This is a genomic window from Tunturiibacter gelidiferens (assembly GCF_014201335.1).
Taxonomy (GTDB): Bacteria; Acidobacteriota; Terriglobia; order Terriglobales; family Acidobacteriaceae; genus Edaphobacter; species Edaphobacter lichenicola_E.
The window spans coordinates 98,291-118,324 of record NZ_JACHEB010000017.1 but is presented as its reverse complement, the minus strand read 5'-3'; the positions used below and the strand labels follow the sequence as shown (position 1 = coordinate 118,324).

Genomic DNA, 20,034 nt, shown 5'->3' with positions numbered 1-20,034 from the left:
CCGCGCGGCATCTTCACACCCCAAGAGGGGCAACGGAGGCCACTCCGTTGCCCCCTTCTCCTGCCCCATCGTTCGCGCCGCTCCATCGCGAAGGATGGAAGGGAAGAGATATCGCGGCCCACAGGAGGGTTTGATCAAGAACTTCGAAGGCGGTCCGTAAGTCACGAGGCAGTTGTCCCCATCGGGATTTTGGGCTCTGATTAGATAAGGCCGGAGGCTCCGCTGGATCCCGTAGACTTTGGTTAGTGTGGAGATCAGGGTTGAGTAGGAGCAAGGAGCCGAAGATAATCATAATCGGTTGTGAGTTTCATCCAAGTTTCAGCAGATAGCCCTTCTCGATAAGTACTTTAGTGACCAATCGCCTCCCGGATATCCTCAGTGAGCTGTTCTCTAAGTTGTCCACAACGCTATACACATGAGCTCATGTTGTTCTGTAAATCGGCTTCCGTGGATAATCTGAGGCACAGATGCCTCTAGAACGTATGCTGCGTAAATAATTACGCAGCATACGTATGGTGCCAATCGCTTCGATGGGATAACCCGGTGGATGCTCTACCCATCGACGATGCACCCGATCCACATTGTCCATCGATATGACCGCTGCATCGTTTCTGCTATCGCATCCGATTAATTTTTTAGGTACTCGTATTGGATGTCGAGCTTCTGCATCGAGTGAGAGCGGTTCCCTTCATGCCATGTTGCTCTTATTCCGGATCTCCTCCGGCCCTTTCCAGCTGGAAATCCTCCAAACGAACGGCGGAGAGTTCATGCTCCCCCACACAAGGTTCTGGCGGCCAATTGAACTTTGGCGGCTATTCGATTTGGGGAGGGGCCGCCCTCATGCGCGGGTGATCTCAGAAGGACGGCTTTCGATGGCTCGTTCGAAGGCGCGCTCGATCGCTTCGGCGGCGACGTCGAGCCCGCGGCGCTTCGCAATTACGTTTTTGAAGTACTGTGCTTTCTTGCGATACGCGGGATAGAGCAGGACTTTCTGAATCAACTCATGGAGACCGTATATGGTGAGGTCGTCGACTTCAAGAAACTCGCCGACTCCGTGGTAGGCGATGCGGATAGCTACCCCGAACTGGTCATAGCCGATGGGGATGGCCATCATGGGAACACCTTGTGCGAGCGATTCAAGGGCAGTGTTGAGTCCGGCGTGCGTAATTCAGAGTACGCAACGCTTGAGGAGTTCAAGCTGAGGCGCTTTGTCGACGACTATCACGTTGGATGGGATCGGGCCAAGCTCGTTGAGCTCGATATTGTTTCCTTTGACGAGGACAACCTGGATCTCAGGCACCCGTCCAACCGCGGCCAAGATGGTTTTGTAGATGCTCGCCATGCCGTTCACCAAGGTTCCAAGCGACGCATAGACTAGAGGCCTGCCATTCAGCTTTTCCCAGGGAAAGGGGATAGGCTCGCGGCCCGCATCATCGAAGAAAGGCCCGCGTAGTGAAACTCAGGGGGCCAGGGAATGCCCGGCAAGTCGAACTCTTTTGGTGTTTGCGACACTATGGCCACAGCCTGCCTGGAGACGGTTGCAGTGGGATCGCTCCAATTAAGCTTGAGGCCGGCCCGCTCAGCGTATTCTTCTGCAAGAGGTTGCACGAGGCCAAAGAATGCGTTGTCATTCTTCTTCAGGTCGTCAGAATTTCGGGTGCGCCCCGCCGAGGTGTCCTCGTATAGTCCCGGCACGACTGAAGGAGGTGTGGATCCGGAAAAGTCGATATTCAAAATGGCCCATACATGCGCATACGGAATACCTAAACTCATAGGGACGACCTCGAGGTACAGGTGGATAGTGTCGAGCACCAGCGCCTCAACCCCCCGTTTCGGCGAGTGTGCCCGGCAGATGCTGCGATGCTATCTGGAAGAAAGCTCTGCCCGCCCCTTGAATTGTCCAGCGTGTCGCCTCCGTGCCATGAAGCTTCGCCACTGGAGCGAGAGCGCTGGCGCATGATCCTGCGGGGAACTCCTCTTCACAGTAGGAGACGAAATCAAGTCCGGCAGCGCAGGCGTAGGGGCCGACATCGGGCACCCCGATGAAAACGATTTCGTGTCCTCGGGACTGCAATTTGCGGGATAAGGCAATCATCGGATTTAGGTGACCGGTGAGCGGCATACTGATAAAGCCAATTTTCACTTCAAGACTCTTTTCATTCTCGTTTGTACCGCATCTGACAGAAGCGGCTGCGGGCCGAACCCAAGAGATACCAGCAACACGGCAACACGCACTAAGCATTACGAGCGACAAGTCAATGTGCAGTTTGACGCCACATTGCCATCCCTTCCCGATGATGCTCGCCAGCTTAGGAGATTACTGTGCAGGAGTTACTCTCAGTAATGTTTAGCAATTGACCACTCTTACGTGGTCTTGATGTTGCCGTTCAGGCCATCAGGGAAAAATCCTCCATTGGAAATGCCCGTTTGACCAGCAACGTTATAGACGATCTGCAGAACCTGTGATGCACTGCGTGTGAAAGCAAGTCCTGCAGGGACGCTGGCAGTCGCTGTGGAAGTTCCTGCCGTGGCAAAGAAGCCTCCCGCAGACGTCGGCCCTTGGGTTGCTAGAACCTGTGCTCCGGGATCAGAGGTCGGGACATCGAATCCATCTGCCGGAGCAAAGGGAAGTCCCTGTTGAATAGCTAGAAGCCGAAGCGCTCCGGCGTGGAAACCCTCAACCGGAAGGATCTGCGCGACTGTTGCAAGGTTCGCGCCTGTCAACAGAGCGATACCGCCAGCATAAGCGCTGGCGCCTACGTCCACAAACTGACGCGCGATTGTGATGAAATTCCCTCCCGTCGCCTGCCCCGCCGCTGCAAGGTTCAACGCGGGCCTTTTGATTTGGCTGCTGCCGAGAACGTTCTGAAGAGCGGCAACATGCGACATCTCGTCAAAGAAAATCTCATTCAGTACATCTGTAATCTGCTGGTTGATAAAAGTCAGCTTAGCGGCCGGGGCGCCGGTCACTGGGCCACTTCCTGCGATGAGCGAAGCGGGCAGGTCCGTACCCTGCGTCGCAAAGGAATAAAACGTCGTCTCAAGAAACTCAAGGTTCAAAGCAAAGTTCAGAATATCCGTCTCCGAAGGTCCCGCGGCTAGAACGGTAGATGGAGTCTGGTTGCGTTCGCTGCAACCCGTCAGACCCACTCCAACAGACCCGCCGGCCAAACCCAGCCCAATCATGAACTTTCTGCGGTTCACTGCACGCTGTTCTTTCATCGTCTCAGCCTGCTCAACGGCCATCATCTCTAATTCCGCAATACGGTTCATTGAATCGTCTCCGGCCTCATACGTAATCGGTACGTATTTAGTAGAGTGGCTAAGGAGTGTTTGAGATTCATTATTTACGACCAGTCGGAAGTATTAAGTTTGGAGACATCAGTGATCGGTTATATTTGCCTATGCCTTTACTTGTAAAACGCATTCGCATCACTGCTTTCGTTCTCTTTTTTTGTGGCGCTCTGGGCGCAGCAGCACAGACCACTCCCAAACTGGATGCCCGACGCAAAGCCCTCAACAATCTTCTTGCCGAGCAATGGGAATACAACCTCCGCACCAATCCACTGTTTGCCTCTTCCCTTGGGGACAAGCGATGGAACGACAAGTTGCCCGATTTTTCGCAAGAGTTTCTCGACAAGGATCTAGTCGAAACTCAGAAATTTCTGATACGGTTTGAAGCCATTGACACGACAGGCTTCCCCAAAGAGGAGATCTTGAACAAGCGCCTCATGATTCGTGATCTTAAAATGTCGCTGGAGGGCGCTCGTTTCAAGGGGTGGGAGATGAACGTGACCCAGCAAAACGGAGTGCATCTCTATCTCCCGCAACTGGTGCTGATCCATTCCTTTCAAAGCCTCAAGGATTACGAGGACTACATCACTCGCCTGAAGCTAATGCCTCGCTGGCTCGACCAGACGATCGTTCAGATGCGAAAGGGCGTGGCCGACAAATTAATGCCCCCCCGTTTTCTTCTTGAGAAAGTTGCCGATCAGGCCACTGCGATTGCCAGCCAGATGCCCGGCGATTCTCCCTTTGCAAAACCGTTCAAGAACTTCCCCAAATCCATCTCCGAGAAAGATCAAGCGCGTATCCGAGACCAGGGAATTGCCGCCATTCGAGATGCTGTCCTTCCCGCCTATTCGCACTTCGCAAAATTCGTAAGTCATGACTATGCCCCGTATGGGCGAACGGAGGTCGGTGTCTGGTCGCTCCCTGATGGCGACAACTACTATGCGTTTCGAGTGAAGGAAAGTACCACAACGGATCTCACCCCTGAACAGATTCACCAGCTGGGACTCGCGCAGGTGAAGGAAATCGAAGCTAGTATGAAGGATGTCGCCGCTCAATTCGGGTACAAAGACCTCAAAGCGTTCGATGCCGCCAACGCCGCGGATCCGAAACTACACGCACACTCCCGCCAGCAAATTCTAGATCTGTATAACAAATATATCGACCAGATGAATCCGAAGCTGCCGGGTCTATTTGGCCGTCTTCCTAAAGCCAAGTTGGAAGTACTGCCGGTGGAAGAGTTCCGGGAAAAGGAAGCGTCTGCCGCTTCTTATCAACCTCCTGCTTTGGATGGTTCGCGCCCGGGCCACGTGATGGTTAATACCGGAGACTTTGAAAAGCGCTCAGTGCTTGACATTGAAACAACCGCTTATCACGAGGGTGTGCCCGGTCACCACATGCAAAACTCCATTGCGCAGGAGTTGCCGGAACTGCCGCCCTTCCGCCAGAACGAATATTACACGGCCTACAGCGAGGGATGGGCGCTCTACGCGGAGCACCTTGGCAAAGAAGTGGGCTTTTTTGAGGATCCTTATAGTTACTACGGTCACCTTCAAGACGATATGCTACGCGCGATACGCCTTGTAGTAGACACCGGTCTCCATTCCAAGCATTGGACGCGCCAACAGGTCGTCGACTTCTTCCACGATCATTCGACCGAGGATGAAGTTAGCGTTCAATCGGAAACCGACCGTTACATCGCCTGGCCAGCGCAGGCCTTAGGATACAAAATCGGCCAACTTGAGATTCTCGAATTACGTCAGTACGCCAAAGATCAACTCGGCGACAAATTTGATATTCGTGCCTTCCACGATGAAATCTTGGGCGGCGGTGCTCTCCCAATGGACGTGCTTAAGGAACGCATTCAAGACTGGGTCGCGCTCCAGAAACTCCCTCCGCACGCTACAAGGGAAACTGAGCGGCCTCGAAGCCTAGACAATTAAGTGCTAACCAATCCTTCAAAGAAACACTCCTCCCGCTTCGGGCATCATCGAAAATGCTCTTGATGTTGGTAGGCGGTGAGTGATACGCCAAATAGCTACGCACCTGCGGAATTGCGAAAGCGCTAAAGCTGTCTTCGGCGCCGGCGATTTGTTTTTCGAGCGGCGTGGGTGGCCGGGGAAGGGTCACTTTTGGGGCGATGCGCCTGGCGACGAGTGGAATGCAATAAAATCTTTCGAACGGTCGGAATAAAAGCGGGCTTACCGTGTTGTACCTAAAGATAGCTAGGTTCGCTCAAGAAAATCTGAGTCTCTTCGTCTGACCTAATTTCAATGATTCGGCTTCTCGTCTGAATTATTTCCAGGAGTTTCATGCGCTTACAAAACGTTGTTCCGCTTCTGATACTGGCCGGTGGATTGTATCTCGCTCCTAAAACAGCATTCGGACAGATCCTCGATTCAGGACTGAATCTCGATGCCGGTCCCACGTCGGTGCCGAAAAAGTTGAAGAGCCTTGACCTTTCGGCGATCGATAAGACCGCCGACCCGTGTACGAACTTCTATCAGTACGCCTGCGGAAACTGGATGAAAAACAACCCACTTCCCGCCGACCAGACCCACTGGAACCAGGTCATTCAACTGACGGAACGCAATAGCTATCTTCTGTACACAGATCTGAAGGCTGCGGCAGAGGCCCCGACGACGCCGTTGCAGAAGAAGTATGGCGATTACTTCGCGGCCTGCATGAACGTCGAGGCGGCCGACAAACTCGGTGCTAAGTCGCTTGAGCCGTTGCTGAGGGCGATCGACGGGTTAAAAGAGAGGAAGCAGATTACGGCTCTGAGCCTGGAACTGGCCAGACAGTACGGCGGGACGGTGCTGTTTGATGTCAACGTGGAGAAGGACGAGATGGATTCGAGCAAGCAGATCCTCGGGACAGGGCAGGGAGGGTTGACGCTGCCGGACCGGGATTACTATCTTGCTGACGATCCGCGGAGCCAGAAGCTGCGCGAGCAATACGTTGCGCATGTGACCAGAATGTTTGTTCTGCTAGGCGACTCCGAGCAGAAAGCGGCGCATGAGGCAGCCGACGTGATGCGGATCGAGACGGTGCTTGCCAAGGGTTCGATGAGTCGCGTGGATATGCGCGATCCCACCAAGCAGTACCACATCATGACGGTCGCGGAGCTCGAGACGCTGTCGCCGGAGTATGACTGGAAGCAGTATCTGGATGGCCTCGGCTTGGGAAGCGCGAAGACCTTGAATGTGGAGTCGCCAGACTTCGTTAAGACGGGGAACGAGGAGATCGCATCCGAGAGTCTGCCGGCGCTGAAGAGTTATCTGCGGTGGCATGCGTTGCATGGCGCGGCGCCGTATCTGGCCACGCCGTTCGAGCAGGAGAGCTTCGCGTTCTTCAACCGTACGCTGAATGGGCAGAAGGAGGAGCAGCCGCGGTGGAAGCGCTGCACCCAATTGACCGATGCCGCGCTGGGTGAGGCCGTGGGCCAGGATTGGGTGAAAACGAACTTCCCTCCGGACGCGAAGGCTAATACGGAGAAATTAGTGGCGACACTCGAACGCGCGCTGGGCGAGGACATTCAGAGCTTGCCATGGATGTCCGACGCAACCAAGAAGGAGGCCGAGACGAAGTTGAATGCGATTCGACAGAAGATAGGCTATCCGGCCAACTGGCGCGACTATAGCGCGCTGACCGTAAAGCGGGACGATCTGGTCGGCAATCTTCAGCGCGACACGGTCTTCGAGCGGAACCGCAACTTGGCCAAACTCGGCAAGCCGGTGGATGAGCAGGAATGGGAGTTGGACATGACGCCGGCCACAGTGGACGCGTACTACGACTGGCAAACTAATGACATAAACTTCCCTGCGGGCATGCTCCAACCACCGTTTTACTCAAACAGCATGGATCCGGCAGTGAACTTCGCTGGCGTCGGGTTCGTGATCGGCCATGAGCTGACGCATGCGTTTGACGACGAGGGATCGAAGTTCGACATGCACGGCAATGCGCGAGACTGGTTTACGGCCGAAGATAAGAAACAGTTCGACGCCAGGACCGATTGCCTCGCCGACCAATACTCGGGCTTCAAGGTGGCCGAGGGGCAAAATCTGAATGGACGACTGACTCTGGGGGAAAACACGGCGGACAACGGCGGGCTGCGGATCGCGTTCCAGGCCTTGCAGGAGACGCTGGCTAAGGACCCAAGCGCACTGGCTGGCTACAGCGACGGCAAGAAGGACGGCTATACGCCATCTCAGCGATTCTTTATCGCCTTCGGCCAGGTGTGGTGCCAGAACGAGACCGAACAGAACGCCCGGGAGCACGCAAAGACGGACACGCACAGCTCGTTCGAATGGCGGGACAACGGCACCGTGCAAAACTTTGACGAATTCGGTAAGGCGTTTGGCTGCAAGGTAGGACAACCCATGATGCCGGTTAAATCCTGCCGCGTCTGGTAGAAGCGACCGCGAAGCGGCCCGATTGGACCCTTTCGTCAACTGGATCTTGTGCTGATACATTTGCGCCTTTAAGCCCTCGAATCATAAGAAAGTGCTAAAGCGGAATACGGGTATTTTGTGACGTACACTGGCGCGATTGAGTGAACCAGTTTGCTGCGAGAGCTGAGGAGGGAGAGCGAAGTCTCATCCTCGAGACGCCTCGTCTATCTTTCGCTCTGTTGCCCTCGGGAATAAGTTGTTTGATTAGGTGTTTATAAGGTTCAAACCCCGATATAAGTTTCACTGGAGATTCAATAGCATGCAGCGAAGAAGATTTCTGACCTTGTTCGGAACAGTATCCAGCGCGGCGTTACTTCTCGGCACGTTTAGCCGCGCATTCGCGGAGACTACGTCTCCAGCGCAGCCCAGTTACGGCCATGGGATCATGATCGATTCGCTCGGTACCCCTGGCGGGGAAAATGACACCCTGGATACGCCACTGACCGTTGCCGAGATTAATGATGTGCGGGGCTCCGGTTTGACGGCCATCAATCTGATCGTCGGCGGTCCGGCCAGTTATGACGAAACCGTCCGCGCGATTGCTTACTGGAATGCAGAGATCGCTGCGCATCCAGATGTATTCCTGCTGGTACGGCATGCAGCGGATATTACTGAAGCGAAACGTACCGGTCGCTTGGGCCTGATTTACGGCTTCGAAGATACGAATCCGTTTGGCGAGGATCTTGTCCGACTCGATACCTTTCGCAACTTTGGAGTCCGTATCTTCCAATTGACCTACAACAAGCGCACTTTGGTGGGGGATGGCTGCCTGGAGCCGGGTAATGCCGGGTTGTCTGTCTATGGTCGCAAGCTGTTGGCGCGACTGAATGAACGCAAGGCGCTGGTCGATCTGGCCCATGCCGGCGAACGTACCACCCTGGAGGCGATCGAGGCTTCGACGGCGCCGATCGCGATTTCGCATTCCGGTTGCGCCGCGCTTGTACCGAATCCGCGGAACAAGACAGACCACGAGTTGCGTAAGCTCGCCGACAAGGGCGGTTATGTAGGTATTTATTTGATGCCATTTCTGCGCAGCCAGGGGCAGCCGATGGCTGACGATGTGATCCGGCATATCGAGCATGCGATCGACGTTTGCGGCGAGGATCATGTGGGCATGGGCACGGACCGCGCGACCTCTCCGCTTGTGCTCACGCCGGAGTACAAGAAGTCATTTGCGGACGAGATCAAGGAGCGGCGAAGGCAGGGCATCTCCGCGCCGGGCGAAGACGTCCAGCGCGTTGCCTCCGTGCCGTGTAGCTTTGCGGCAGGAGCGAGAATACCGCCGGATGATCCCATGGGAAGTTCCTCATCGCAGTAGGCGACAAAACTTATCCCCGCGGAATGAGCATAGGGGCCGACATCGGGAATCCCAATGAAGACGATCTCGTGTCCGCGGGATTGCAATTTGCGGGCCAGCGCGATCATCGGATTGATATGACCGTGAGCGGCATACTAATAAAGCCAATTTTCATTTTACGGCGATCTCCATTCGTGATGGCTTGCGTTGGACTGGTGCAACTACGGCAGCAACCAAGAGGCGCTGGCGAACGCGTTTCAATCTACTTAAGAGAAACACGGCAAGCCGAAATTTATTCCTGCTGTGGCTAGGATTAGTGTTGAATGGCGGCTATTCACTTTGGCCGGCTTGATTGCTGCGAATCGCGGTGGCATCCTGACTTACGAACGCGACAGGCTTATGAGGAGTGCCGAGCCCTCGCAGCGGATTGATGTCAAAGTCGCTGCAAATAGGGGCTCTTTTCAATGCGCAGGCGACGAACATCGAGTACGCTACCCACTGCGTTCGAGATAAGAGCTGAGATGCTTGATGGTTTTTTTGAGAAGACCTTCTGCTCTTCGCAAGGACTCATTCCGTCTCGTTGCGAACGAAATCGGAAATAATAAAGGTGCCTGAAAGCAACGTGCGCAGCTTAGCTCGCGCCCTCGCCAGGCGCGACATTACAGTTCCGACGGGACGGTTCAGTTTCGTCGCTATCTCTTGATAGGATAAATCCTCGAAGTCACGCAATAAGATTATCTCGCGAAAATCCACTGGCAGTTGATGAATTGCTTGGCGCACAACCTCCCGTTCCATCTTACTTACATAGAAAGCATAGGGATTCTCCGTCGTCTCCGCCATATGCATAGCGCTCTCATTTTCAGGTAGGGGAACTAGTCTTGCGCGGCGCTGTTGCCGCGATTGATTGAACCAGATATTCCGCATGATGGTGAATAACCAGCCTTTCAGATTGCTGTCAACGCGTAAGCGTCCCATCGCTCCTATCGCGCGGACATACGTCTCTTGGACAAGATCATCTGCCTCACTCCGACTACGAGTGAGTACAAGTGCATAGCCGTATAATCCATCGATGTGTTCGACGTAAGCACTTTCTACGGCAGGTGGGCCGTTGGTATTCAATGACATTTCTAAACCTTTATGAGACCGGATGCTGAGAAAATTCCTCAAAGTAAAACTGGATGACAGGGTCGCCATGTGCACGGCACGGTATCTTGCCAACACGCACAGACACAACATGTTGATTCAAAGTGAATGAACATCCGTAGAAAACGGCGTTCCAGTAGATGGTCATTAGGTGAAGCCAAGCCACGCTACTGTCTATAGGACCGTCGATCGGCTGACCATCAACCTTATACCCCACTGCATTTGAGTGAAGACAAGAGGTTTAGCAAGAGGTCATGCTAGATTGTCGGTGACAGCAAAGTGGTTTACATATGTGAGATATGCCTATCATTCGGGCATACAACGCTCACGGAAAATGATGGCTTCCAGTCCGGCTAATCCGCTAGGCCCATCTTCTTCGAGAACAGTGCCGCGATCTTGACAGCTGTCGACCTAGGCAGCAAGCGAGCAGCCCACGTCAAAATGCGTACCGACGTCCTGCCGGGATAGGACACGACAGTGCCTCGCTCGAAATCCTTGAGGGTTCTCGATGCAACGTAGTGTGCGCTGTCCATCTCGCTCGCTTTCATAGTTGTCGGGGCTTGGTCGAAGAACTGAGTTGCGGTAGGGCCAGGGCAGGCGACCATGACGCGCACCCCGGTATTGCTCATCTCTTCTGCTATCGCCTCAGTGAACATAAGGATGAAGGCCTTCGTTGCCCCATACGTTGCCATGTAGGGAACCGCCTGAAAGGCCGAGTTGGAGGAGATATTGATGATCCCACCCATGCCCCTGTCGGCCATTTCGCGGCCAAAGTGATGTGTGAGAGCTACCAAGCCCTGCACATTCAGGTTGATCTGCAAGAATTCGTTTTCTACCGTATGCCCAAGGAACTGGCCACTCAACCCAGCGCCTGCGTTATTGACCAAAAGATCAATCCGTATCTGTAACTCAGTAAGTCGCTTCGCAATCTGGGCGGGGGCGGAGACGTCGGTGAGATCTGCCTGGATCGTCTCAATGCGGACGCTATGCTCGGATCGGAGCTCGACTGCTAACTTTTCCATCGGTTCGAGAGACCGCGCCACCAGCACGAGGTTGGCACCTCGCTGGGCGAGAGCTTTAGCGTAGGCGCTTCCAAGCCCCTTAGAAGCGCCGGTAATCAGTACATAACTACCTTTGTAGGGAATCATAATGCAAGTACCTTTCTTGCTAACGTTGATAAGAAGACTAAAGTTCATGCTCGATTGCGTCTTGAAGAGATGGGCCTCTCGGCGTCCATCCAAGGCGGCGCGCATTTATGGCCTGCACTCGGCTGTTTCCCGCAGCCCCATAACGAGCGGCCTCGCCGAAGTGTGCGACCACTACCTCGACGGGAACGCTTTGGGTCTTTCCACCGAAGCCCAACTTGACGCTGACCAGTTCCGCAATCTCCTTGAACGAAGCCTCGCCATTCTCTGCGAAGAAAAATGAACCGGAAGGCGCTTTCTCGATGGCGAGGACGAAGAGGTCCACGAGGTCGCTGATGAACACATTGGAGTAGCGGTTTAGACCTTTACCGAAGTAGACACCGGCACCGACCTGTTGAGAGAACGTAGTCAGTTTGGGAATTTGATCGCTTTCTTTCTGGAGACCGAGCCCTTGGCCATAGATCATCGGAGGGCAGATCACGACGGTCCGAATTCCGCGGCCGATGCCTGCGGTTCGAACCAGATCATTGATCTCAACACGGTGCTTACGATTCGGAACTGGCTCAAAGCTGGTATCTTCGGTGAACACAACGGGATTGGCATATTCGCCCATCGCCTCGTCTGCCACGATGCTCGATCCGCTGACATGGATGAAGAGCTTGCCACTCCCCTCCAACGCCCCGAGTAAGGTTTCGACCGAATCACGATCATCTGAATTTGCTGCGTGGATGACCGCATCAGCAAGATGGGCAGCCTCAGCGAGCACAGCTGCATCGCCCAAGGTGCCAATCACCGGCTGGATCCCCAATTGCTGGATTTGGTGTGCCTTCTGCGCTGAGCGCACCAGTCCAAATACCTCGTGACCCAATTCCATCAACCGTTGCGCGACAGAACCGCCGATGTACCCGGAAGCCCCTGTGAGAAAAAATTTCATTGCTTAGCTCTCCTTCACCGATTGGATGTTCACCTGCAAGCTCCGATTCAAATAATAACGACCGTTGTTGTTTGAAAACAAACGGGCGTTATCGTACGATAGTTATATGAAAACATGGAGCGATGACAATCCGAAAGCTGCACTCATGGAGCGTAAGCGCGCTGCAATCGTTGACGCTGCACGACAGTTGTTTCTTGCCACTGGGTATGCTCAAACCTCGATGGACAGAGTGGCCGAAAAAGCCGAAGTAGCTATCACCACGGTGTATCGCCATTTCAAGAACAAAGACGATCTGTTTAGCGCGGTCATGCAAATGGCCTGCGAAACCGTGTCTCCCGAGTTATTAGCCGCCGGAAACGATGCTGATTCGGCAACTGTGTTTCCATGGTTTACGAAGCCGCCTCAAACCGCATTGCCGCTTGCGGGCATCGATTATCTGACGCGGTTGTTCGATCTGCAACAGATGGATCTCTATCGAGTGGTCACGCGAGACGCAAGCGATTTTCCTGAGCTTGGACGCCGATATCGAAGCGAGACTGTGGAGCGACGGAATCGCCTCTTCGTCGAATACCTCAATCACTGGAAAAGGTCCGAGGGGTGGCAAATAAGAAACCCGGGCCACGCTGCCGAAGCCTTCGCAGCCCTGCTACGGGCTACGCTCTTTGAAGACGCTATACATGGGGGAAAACTGCCAACCCCAAAAGTTATCGCTCTACAGGCAAAACACGCTGCCTCGTGCTTGCTGGTTTTGCTGGGCTCGAGTTGTTTGTAACCATGGGTATGCACGTTTGGGTTGTTTCCGGCTAGACGAACTCCCACACCCTGACTGCCATAAGAACTCTCTTTAATTGAAGCTTGTACATCCTGGCCAACCCGTCGTGAGGCCTGAACTAATCCCTCTAAGAGTAGGGCAGGATGCTCATCGGGGGTACTTCAAGAAACGGAAATTTATATACGCTAAAGATGTTGGGGAGCGCCGCGACTCAAAAAAGTGCCCAGGTGCTTGGCCCCAATTCAACCCTTCCTATATCGAAAGCGTACCTGCCGAAGCGGAAACTCCTGCGCGGATCTGCTGTCCCTAGATGACGAGCAACAATCGTCGTACCGAGGCATTGATGGTGGGAGAGTTTTGCTCTCCCTATGCTGTTCGCCACTACCGAACGAGGCTGAAGCGAGTGAAATAAACTTAGGGCACCGTTAGCGACGGTGGCACGCAATTGCGGGTGGAGAGGGCCGGGGGTGCGTCGAGTTGCAGGTGCAGAAACGCGGTTTTGCCGACCAAAGCTCGTAGATATGCGTCGGTGAAGACGGTAGCACAGGCACGGGTAGTGTGGCCTCCTTCCGGCAGAGTAAGATTCTGCGCCGCGGGAAGATCGTCGAAGTGAATGCCGTTGCTGTGAGTGGTGGCGAGAATTACGTCCCATCCCCTAGCTCTGGGTATGTGTCTATCTTCCACTTCGCGTACATCGGGCGCGGAAGGGGGGCGCACGAAGACTACATCGCCCCCGCGAGCACGAATCTTGTCGACCGCGACCTTTGTTCCGATCGAGATATTGCGGATGATCTGGTCGTCGAGCGGCTCGGGCGGAACCTCATAATGAACCCAGATATAACGTATATGTTCGCTGAAGCGTCGATCGTGTTCGATTCTGCGCCAGAGCCAGACTTGCCCACCGGAACCGGTTTCCTGGGGCTTCCAAACGCCATGGCGCGGGCCTTTCACCCCTTGTCTCCAATCGCTATCGAGGCGGAAGATCAGGGTGCTGAGTTTATAGTCGTCGTCGAGCATCGCCAGGCCATGAGACAGCGCGCGTTGGATCAGGAAAGAGCCGCGTTTGGAGGGCGATTCCCAGCGAGCCAGATCAATCGCTTTTTGCTCTCGCGAGCCTGTCAAATCGAAGTACGCCGACTCCATCATGCCCACAATGGCTACGCCCTTGAAGTTAGGATCGTCGGCGAGGTCTTGGAGGATAGGCAATCCGCTTGTTCCGGGAATGCCCAGCTGTACCGGACGAACCCCGATGAGTTGCGTAGCGCGATCGAGGTCGCTGTCATACAAGATGCGCGAGTCGCCAACGATGACTACGGGCACGTTGCGCTTATCTATCTCCTTTCGCAGCTCCGCCCAGCGGTCAGTATTTCTGCCAAGATCGCCGGGGATGAGCTCAAGCGTGCGCATCTTCCACTCCCAAAGGGAGGTGAACAGGAGGAGCAAAACCGTAACCGCGATCGCCATGGCGCCCCACGGCTGTTGCGGGATATCGCGCTCGGGGACTGGTTGGGCCATGCCTGGGCGGTTGGCTGCGGTAAGCCGCAGGCCGGAGGGCAGGGCATCCTGTTTTTGGTGGACGGTCTCTTCAGAACTGGAAATAGATGAAGCCATTGCTCTCTCCGTGTTGAATTACGATTGCGAAGGCCATGGTGGTCCACAAGGCGGTGAGTACTGCGGGATGAACGCGAGCGATGGCTGCTTCCAGAGTTTGGCTGCGCATGGAGCAGTGTGCCAACACGAGGCAGCTGATGATCACCGTGGTTGTGAGAAGGTAGATCCCGGAAAGGACGGGTACGGCGTGTGTGTTCCTGCCGAACATACCGCTGAGGATCAGGATAGCTTGGTGAAAGGTCTTGGCTCGGAAGAAGACCCAGGCGATGTTGACCAGAAGGAAGGTGAACAGTCCGAGGGCCGCTGTCGCTGCGCATCCTGGGCGGTAACCTGAGAACGGCTTGCGCAGCAACCTTTCGGCGACAAGATAGAGGCCGTGGAGTCCTCCCCAGACTGCGAAGGTCCAACTGGCGCCGTGCCAGAGGCCACCGATCAACATAGTGGCCAGCAGGGAGAAGTAGGTGCGTACCTCTCCGTGACGGTTGCCGCCGAGAGGGATGTAGACATAATCGCGAAGCCAGGCGGAGAGAGTAATGTGCCAGCGGCGCCAAAAATCAGTAAAGCCGACGGCGGCGTAAGGAAAGCGGAAGTTGTCAGAGAGGGCGAACCCGAGACACAGTGCGGCACCGATAGCGGTGACGGAGTATCCGGCGAAGTCGCAGAATATTTGACCGCTGAAGGCAAAAGTTGCGATCCATGAATCGACGAAGCCTGGAATGGCAATGCCGTTGTAGAGCTTGTCTACCACGGGGCCAAGGAAGCCGTCAGCGAGCACTACTTTCTCAAACAGACCCAGGGTCATCAAAGCTAAGCCGAAACGCAGCTGGTCGGATGTAGCTCTGTGAGGGACCTCAAATTGAGGGACCAACTCCGTGGGACGCATGATTGGTCCGGCTACGAGATGAGGAAAGAAGGTAACAAAGAGGGCGTAGTCGAGGAAGCTTCGGGCCGGGGTCGCGCGGCGCAGATAAATGTCCAGGGTGTAGGACATCGTGGCGAAGGTGTAGAACGAGATACCGATGGGCAGCACGATGTTCGACTTCGGCGACGCGTATCGAAAGCCCGCGAGCGAGGCCAGGTGGGCAAAGTTATCGAGTAGGAAGTGACCGTATTTGAAGTAAGTGAGTAGGCCGAGGCTGACGACGACGGAGAGCAGCATCCAGGCACGGCGCTTCCATTGCTCTTCTGCCTGTTGGAGACCGCGCGCGGCAAACCAGTCCACCACGGTGGATAGCCAGAGAAGGATGACAAAGGGTGGATTCCAGGCCGCGTAGAAGATGTAGCTGGCGAGGAGGAGGTCTACCTTCTTGGCTCGCCAGGAAAAGGGCATGGCATGGAGAACGAGAACAATGGCGAAGAATACGACAAAAATTAAAGAATTAAAGATCACTCAGGTTCCCTAGGATGCTCCGTCTGGCGCGCGTGGGGAAGTGTGGCACCAGACGGAGGAGTTTTCGTTGTCCAGTTCGATGGGGCACCGCGGCTGTAAGAGCAACGAGCCTCGCTGACGGTATCACCTTCGAACGAATAAAAATACAGCCCGGATGCGGCTAATACTAAAGTTAGCAACTAATGTTTTTTAAGGTGTCACTGCATCATCTGATGATTGTCTACAAATTGTCATATGGTATGCCGCTCTAAAGAAACCGGATGCACGGCAGGAATTTTGCTGATGAAGCGCCTCGGAAGAGAGCGCGACCAGGCGACACGGCTCGCGCTAGGCGCCAGTCGCATGCGCTTGATGGGCGACATCTCTTAGCCTGCGGTATGATCTTTTGGCTAAACTGATTGCTTCGAATCCCGGACTGTTCAGCGTCATCGATCTGCCATTCCTTCAAACCAAAATCCGGAAGGGTCATCCGAAGTTCAGGCTGCGAGAGATGGAAGGTTAATAAATAAAAATCACCTAGTTGCCTGAGGTTTGCGTTTGGGCGTGAGAGCGGAAGATGAGCAAGCTAACTAACAATATAGTTTTATTCACAGGTCCTTCTCGATCAAGATGAGGCTGTAGCCTCCTTGTACGTGATCAGACCGGTCACCCGGGGTCTCGCCCACGACACGAAAGCCACGACGTTTGTAGCGCTCGAGTAAGTCGGGTCGCCGATTGATCACGGTTCCTTCAACAAATCGGCAACCATGCTGTCGACAAAAATCCTCTCCCGCCACAAGCAGTTGCTTTCCGATCCCGTCTCGGCGTTTCGTGGGTTCAACCACCAGAAGTCCTAAATAGCCTCGGCTGTGCCCACGGATCTCGCCGTAAATCAAGCCAACGAGCTTTCCTGCCTCTTCGCGTAACAGAAAATGCCCTTTTTGCATCAGGCTTATGATTTCTTCGGGATCTGTGCGATTTGTTAATAGGTATGGATTCTCGTCAGCAAACGCACGATTGATAAAGGTGACTATGCGATCGAGGTCCTGAGCTGTAGCGATTCGCGAATAGAGTTTCTGCGCTAGTGCTCCTTCGGGAGAAGCAACATGAGTTGTCATAAATACACCAGTGAAGTTAAGTATGTGATCAATTTGTGGTCAGGTAATTCGCAGATGGCATCGAGAACGTATCAGTCTCGCAACGGCTGCTGCGAATTCCTCGCGTAGTATGCGGCGACCAATATGACTAACCATGACGCGATGATGTAGAAGGTGATCCGTGACGTGCCATTAATTGCGATCAGCAGGGCGATCACTCCAATGGCAAGTATGACGATCCAATTTGTGAAGGGCGCCCCTGGGAGCCGAAATTTGATCTGCGCCCGCGAGTCTTTGGAGCTCGTTCTCCAATAGCCGAAATGGCTGAGCATGATCGAAGTCCACATCCAAAGTGCGATCCAGGCAGCTGCCGAAAGTAAGTAGCCAAAAATCCTATCCGGGATGAAATAGTTCAACAAAACTCCAAGCAGCAAAACAGCTCCGGAAAGTGTTACTGATAGATAGGGGACATGGCGCTTATTCAGTTTCTTTAATTGTGCGGGCGCGTCACCGAAGGAAGCCAGAGCGTAAAGAAGGCGGCTGCTTCCAAAGAGAATGGTGTTCGTTGACGAGAAGAATGCGCTGATGGCTACCAACACTACAGTTCCTGCAGCATAGGAAAAGCCGGTCTGCTTCAGGAGCAGCACAAAGGGACTTTCTTTTGGATCAATGCTGTTCCAGGGGTAGAGCATCATGACGATGGTGAGCGTGCCAACGTAAAACAATAAGATTCTGAAGAAAATACCGTTGATGGCTCGCGGCAGAGCGTGCTCCGGCTGGTCGGTTTCCGCGGCCGCAAGTCCGATGACTTCAGTTCCCCCAAAGGAGAAGATGACGAGCGGCAATGTGGCCAGCAGTCCCGAGAAACCTTTAGGCAGGATTCCTCCGTATTGCCAGAGATTTGCCACATGCGCAGATGTGTCTATTGCACCAAAATTGAAAACTAAAATGGCTATACCACACACAAGCACCGCGACGAGCGTGACGACTTTAATCATCGAGAGCCAATACTCCGACTCACCGAAAGACTTTACCGTACACATGTTGACCAGATAGAGCGCTAGTGTGGCGCACATAGTGGGAACCCATTGTGGGATGCCGGGATACCAATTATGCACAAGAAGCCCGATACCTGTTATCTCGGCTATGCCCACGAGCAAGAAAGCCAACCAGTATGACCATCCGGTAATGAATCCGGCCAAGGGGGCGACGAAGCGGGTCGTATAGGCAGCAAACGATCCGGGTGAAGGATGAGCAAGTGTCAACTCGCCAAGAGCGCGCATGACGAAATAAACCATCACACCCGCTAATAGATAGGCGATGAGAAGTGCCGGCCCAGCCTGTCTGATCGCGCTACCAGCGCCCAGAAAGAAACCCGCCCCGATGGCACCTCCAAGTGCCATAAGCTGTAGATGGCGATTCTTAAGGCTGCGCGATGTGCTCTTAGTGGATGGTTCTGTGCGAATCATAAACACCTGCCTATGCTAAAAAATGAAGGCAGAATTTCACCCGAATGCATAACACGCAAAGCGCACAGTTATTCCATGCTTTTAGAGTTTGGCTATCGGACTCTCAGACCCGCGCTGCGCAGGGATCACATTGCATTGCATAACCAATACGCGACCGGGGCGTAAACCGTCATGGAAAGGTTGTGACGGGATCGAATTGCCGACGCCGGAATTTCCGACTGTTCCCACTTCCACACTTTTTAACTTTGCTGCGCGGAAGTTGCTTGCCGTCATTTCTTCCGCTGAATAAAAGGAGGGCTCTGAGTTGAATTTGGCAACAGGCGGTTGCCAAATTGACAAGTCCGAGGAGATGTCTGTCCGCAATGTTAAGCGTCTAGTCATTCACGTCAAAACACCCAGATGTGAAGGGCTTAGTGTTGTTCAGTGCGTCATCAAGATGGATGAATTGTTCGCCCGTAGGTTTGGCTGGCACTGCCCCATCGAGCGCAGTACGTGCGATCATTCTGCTGCCAAGAAATAGTCAAAAGTATCCGCAATTACGAACAATTTGTCGAGATTTGCGGCGTAATGGAATTATTAATTTGCAACCTGAAAATATCCTCAATATTAGTCAACCAAAGGCCAGCCGTAGTCGGTATCGAGAAATGGGATGAGCAGGTCTCAAGAAGGAGGAGCAGACTGTTTCCGATGAATAAGCCAGCGCAACACCTCATCGCTGAAGGTTGAGATAACGATCGGCATCGACCTTGGCGACGTCTGGAGCCTTAACTGCACCCTCAACCAGGGCGGAGAAATCGTTGACCGAGGTCGCTTCCGAACGCTTCCGATAGCGGCAGCAGCGAGTGTGTATGGCGGCGTGTTGGCCCGGATTAAAGTGAAAGTCGCCGATCTCGATCTGCGCTCTTGTTCCATCTCTGGCTTCCGGGAGCGTAGACTCTTGCGCCGTTCATACCTTCAATCGGATCCTTACTGAATTTGCGTTCGATGCGAAAGCGCACCACAATCCGATTCTTGTCCAACACAAGGATGTTCTATGGAAATTAGCCGTCAGAGAGAACTACCTGCTCACGAATCAGCCTATTCGAGCTAGTCGTCAACCGTTCGAGGAGGAGACTTCTGGGCACGTCGTCACTTTTGCGGGTTTCGACAGGCTGTTGATTGTCTCAGTATCGCTTGCTGAAGCAAACAGCGAAGGCTGCGACCAGTGCAATGAGTTTAAATGATGAAAAGAGCGAGTGTAAGCAACCCCGTTGTGACCGGGGTTGTCTCCGGAAAAAACGAGAGACTACGAGCTGGAATCCGCCTGAATTGGAGGGGAAGATTGCAGGGCAGATTCACGAAAATTTTCAGCAGCTAGGCTGTGAAGCTGCAGAGCGCGGCGAAGTTAAGCTGAAGGACGCGCACGAGGTCTGGTTACATGGCCGGACTATGGCGATGGAACATGCCGGTAAA

General features: G+C 54.0%; 16 protein-coding genes. 4 read left to right on the top strand and 12 right to left on the bottom strand.

Going from position 1 to position 20,034, the window contains the following annotated elements; all coding sequences use genetic code 11:
- Positions 1 to 838: 838 nt before the first annotated feature.
- The 5 genes from HDF14_RS27040 to HDF14_RS25290 all read right to left on the bottom strand — a co-directional run bounded on the left by HDF14_RS27040 (position 839) and on the right by HDF14_RS25290 (position 3,273).
- Positions 839 to 1,168, bottom strand: coding sequence for a glycosyltransferase (locus tag HDF14_RS27040; protein ID WP_313899692.1), 330 nt, complete (start codon positions 1,166 to 1,168; stop codon positions 839 to 841).
- Positions 1,169 to 1,342 carry a hypothetical protein gene (locus HDF14_RS27035; protein ID WP_260698589.1) on the bottom strand — a complete coding sequence of 58 codons (174 nt, stop codon included), beginning with the start codon at positions 1,340 to 1,342 and terminating at the stop codon, positions 1,169 to 1,171. It abuts the gene before it with no gap.
- Between the two features lie 47 nt (positions 1,343 to 1,389).
- A complete protein-coding gene (locus HDF14_RS27030) occupies positions 1,390 to 1,773 on the bottom strand; it encodes a hypothetical protein (protein WP_260698588.1) in 384 nt (127 codons plus the stop codon).
- A 46-nt stretch (positions 1,774 to 1,819) separates the two neighbouring features.
- Complete coding sequence (locus HDF14_RS27025; RefSeq protein ID WP_260698587.1) at positions 1,820 to 2,143, bottom strand: glycosyltransferase; 324 nt, start codon at positions 2,141 to 2,143, stop codon at positions 1,820 to 1,822.
- Between the two features lie 221 nt (positions 2,144 to 2,364).
- The gene (locus HDF14_RS25290) at positions 2,365 to 3,273 is read right to left on the bottom strand and encodes a ferritin-like domain-containing protein (protein WP_183981537.1); all 909 of its coding nucleotides are present in this window, start codon (positions 3,271 to 3,273) and stop codon (positions 2,365 to 2,367) included.
- 131 nt (positions 3,274 to 3,404) lie between these two features.
- Between HDF14_RS25290 and HDF14_RS25285 the strand changes: the two genes are divergently transcribed.
- The 3 genes from HDF14_RS25285 (at position 3,405) to HDF14_RS25275 (ending at position 9,063) form a co-directional block, all read left to right on the top strand.
- Complete coding sequence (locus HDF14_RS25285) at positions 3,405 to 5,234, top strand: DUF885 domain-containing protein (RefSeq protein ID WP_183981536.1); 1,830 nt, start codon at positions 3,405 to 3,407, stop codon at positions 5,232 to 5,234.
- 369 nt (positions 5,235 to 5,603) lie between these two features.
- On the top strand, positions 5,604 to 7,706 hold the full coding sequence (locus tag HDF14_RS25280) for a M13 family metallopeptidase (protein ID WP_183981535.1): 2,103 nt from the start codon (positions 5,604 to 5,606) through the stop codon (positions 7,704 to 7,706).
- 298 nt (positions 7,707 to 8,004) lie between these two features.
- Entirely contained in the window at positions 8,005 to 9,063 is a 1,059-nt protein-coding gene (locus HDF14_RS25275) for a dipeptidase (RefSeq protein WP_183981534.1), read from the top strand.
- A gap of 546 nt (positions 9,064 to 9,609) precedes the next feature.
- Here the strand turns inward: HDF14_RS25275 and HDF14_RS25270 are convergent.
- The 3 genes from HDF14_RS25270 to HDF14_RS25260 all read right to left on the bottom strand — a co-directional run bounded on the left by HDF14_RS25270 (position 9,610) and on the right by HDF14_RS25260 (position 12,264).
- A complete protein-coding gene (locus HDF14_RS25270) occupies positions 9,610 to 10,167 on the bottom strand; it encodes an RNA polymerase sigma factor (RefSeq protein ID WP_183981545.1) in 558 nt (185 codons plus the stop codon).
- A gap of 371 nt (positions 10,168 to 10,538) precedes the next feature.
- Entirely contained in the window at positions 10,539 to 11,333 is a 795-nt protein-coding gene (locus HDF14_RS25265) for an SDR family NAD(P)-dependent oxidoreductase (RefSeq protein ID WP_183981533.1), read from the bottom strand.
- Positions 11,334 to 11,370: 37 nt separating this feature from the next.
- Entirely contained in the window at positions 11,371 to 12,264 is an 894-nt protein-coding gene (locus HDF14_RS25260; protein WP_183981532.1) for an NAD-dependent epimerase/dehydratase family protein, read from the bottom strand.
- Between the two features lie 106 nt (positions 12,265 to 12,370).
- On the opposite strand from HDF14_RS25260, the gene HDF14_RS25255 reads away from it, so the two are divergent.
- Positions 12,371 to 13,036, top strand: coding sequence for a TetR/AcrR family transcriptional regulator (locus HDF14_RS25255; protein ID WP_183981531.1), 666 nt, complete (start codon positions 12,371 to 12,373; stop codon positions 13,034 to 13,036).
- A gap of 414 nt (positions 13,037 to 13,450) precedes the next feature.
- Here HDF14_RS25255 and HDF14_RS25250 read toward each other — a convergent pair whose 3' ends face one another.
- The 4 genes from HDF14_RS25250 to HDF14_RS25235 form a co-directional block, all read right to left on the bottom strand.
- Positions 13,451 to 14,647 carry a hypothetical protein gene (locus tag HDF14_RS25250; protein ID WP_183981530.1) on the bottom strand — a complete coding sequence of 399 codons (1,197 nt, stop codon included), beginning with the start codon at positions 14,645 to 14,647 and terminating at the stop codon, positions 13,451 to 13,453.
- Positions 14,622 to 16,037: an MBOAT family O-acyltransferase gene (locus HDF14_RS25245; protein ID WP_183981529.1), complete on the bottom strand. Its 1,416-nt coding sequence runs from the start codon at positions 16,035 to 16,037 to the stop codon at positions 14,622 to 14,624. Before HDF14_RS25245 ends, HDF14_RS25250 begins: the two co-directional genes overlap by 26 nt.
- Positions 16,038 to 16,624: 587 nt before the next feature.
- Positions 16,625 to 17,134, bottom strand: coding sequence for a GNAT family N-acetyltransferase (locus HDF14_RS25240; protein ID WP_183981528.1), 510 nt, complete (start codon positions 17,132 to 17,134; stop codon positions 16,625 to 16,627).
- A 71-nt stretch (positions 17,135 to 17,205) separates the two neighbouring features.
- Positions 17,206 to 18,582 carry an amino acid permease gene (locus tag HDF14_RS25235; RefSeq protein WP_260698585.1) on the bottom strand — a complete coding sequence of 459 codons (1,377 nt, stop codon included), beginning with the start codon at positions 18,580 to 18,582 and terminating at the stop codon, positions 17,206 to 17,208.
- Positions 18,583 to 20,034 lie beyond the last annotated feature (1,452 nt).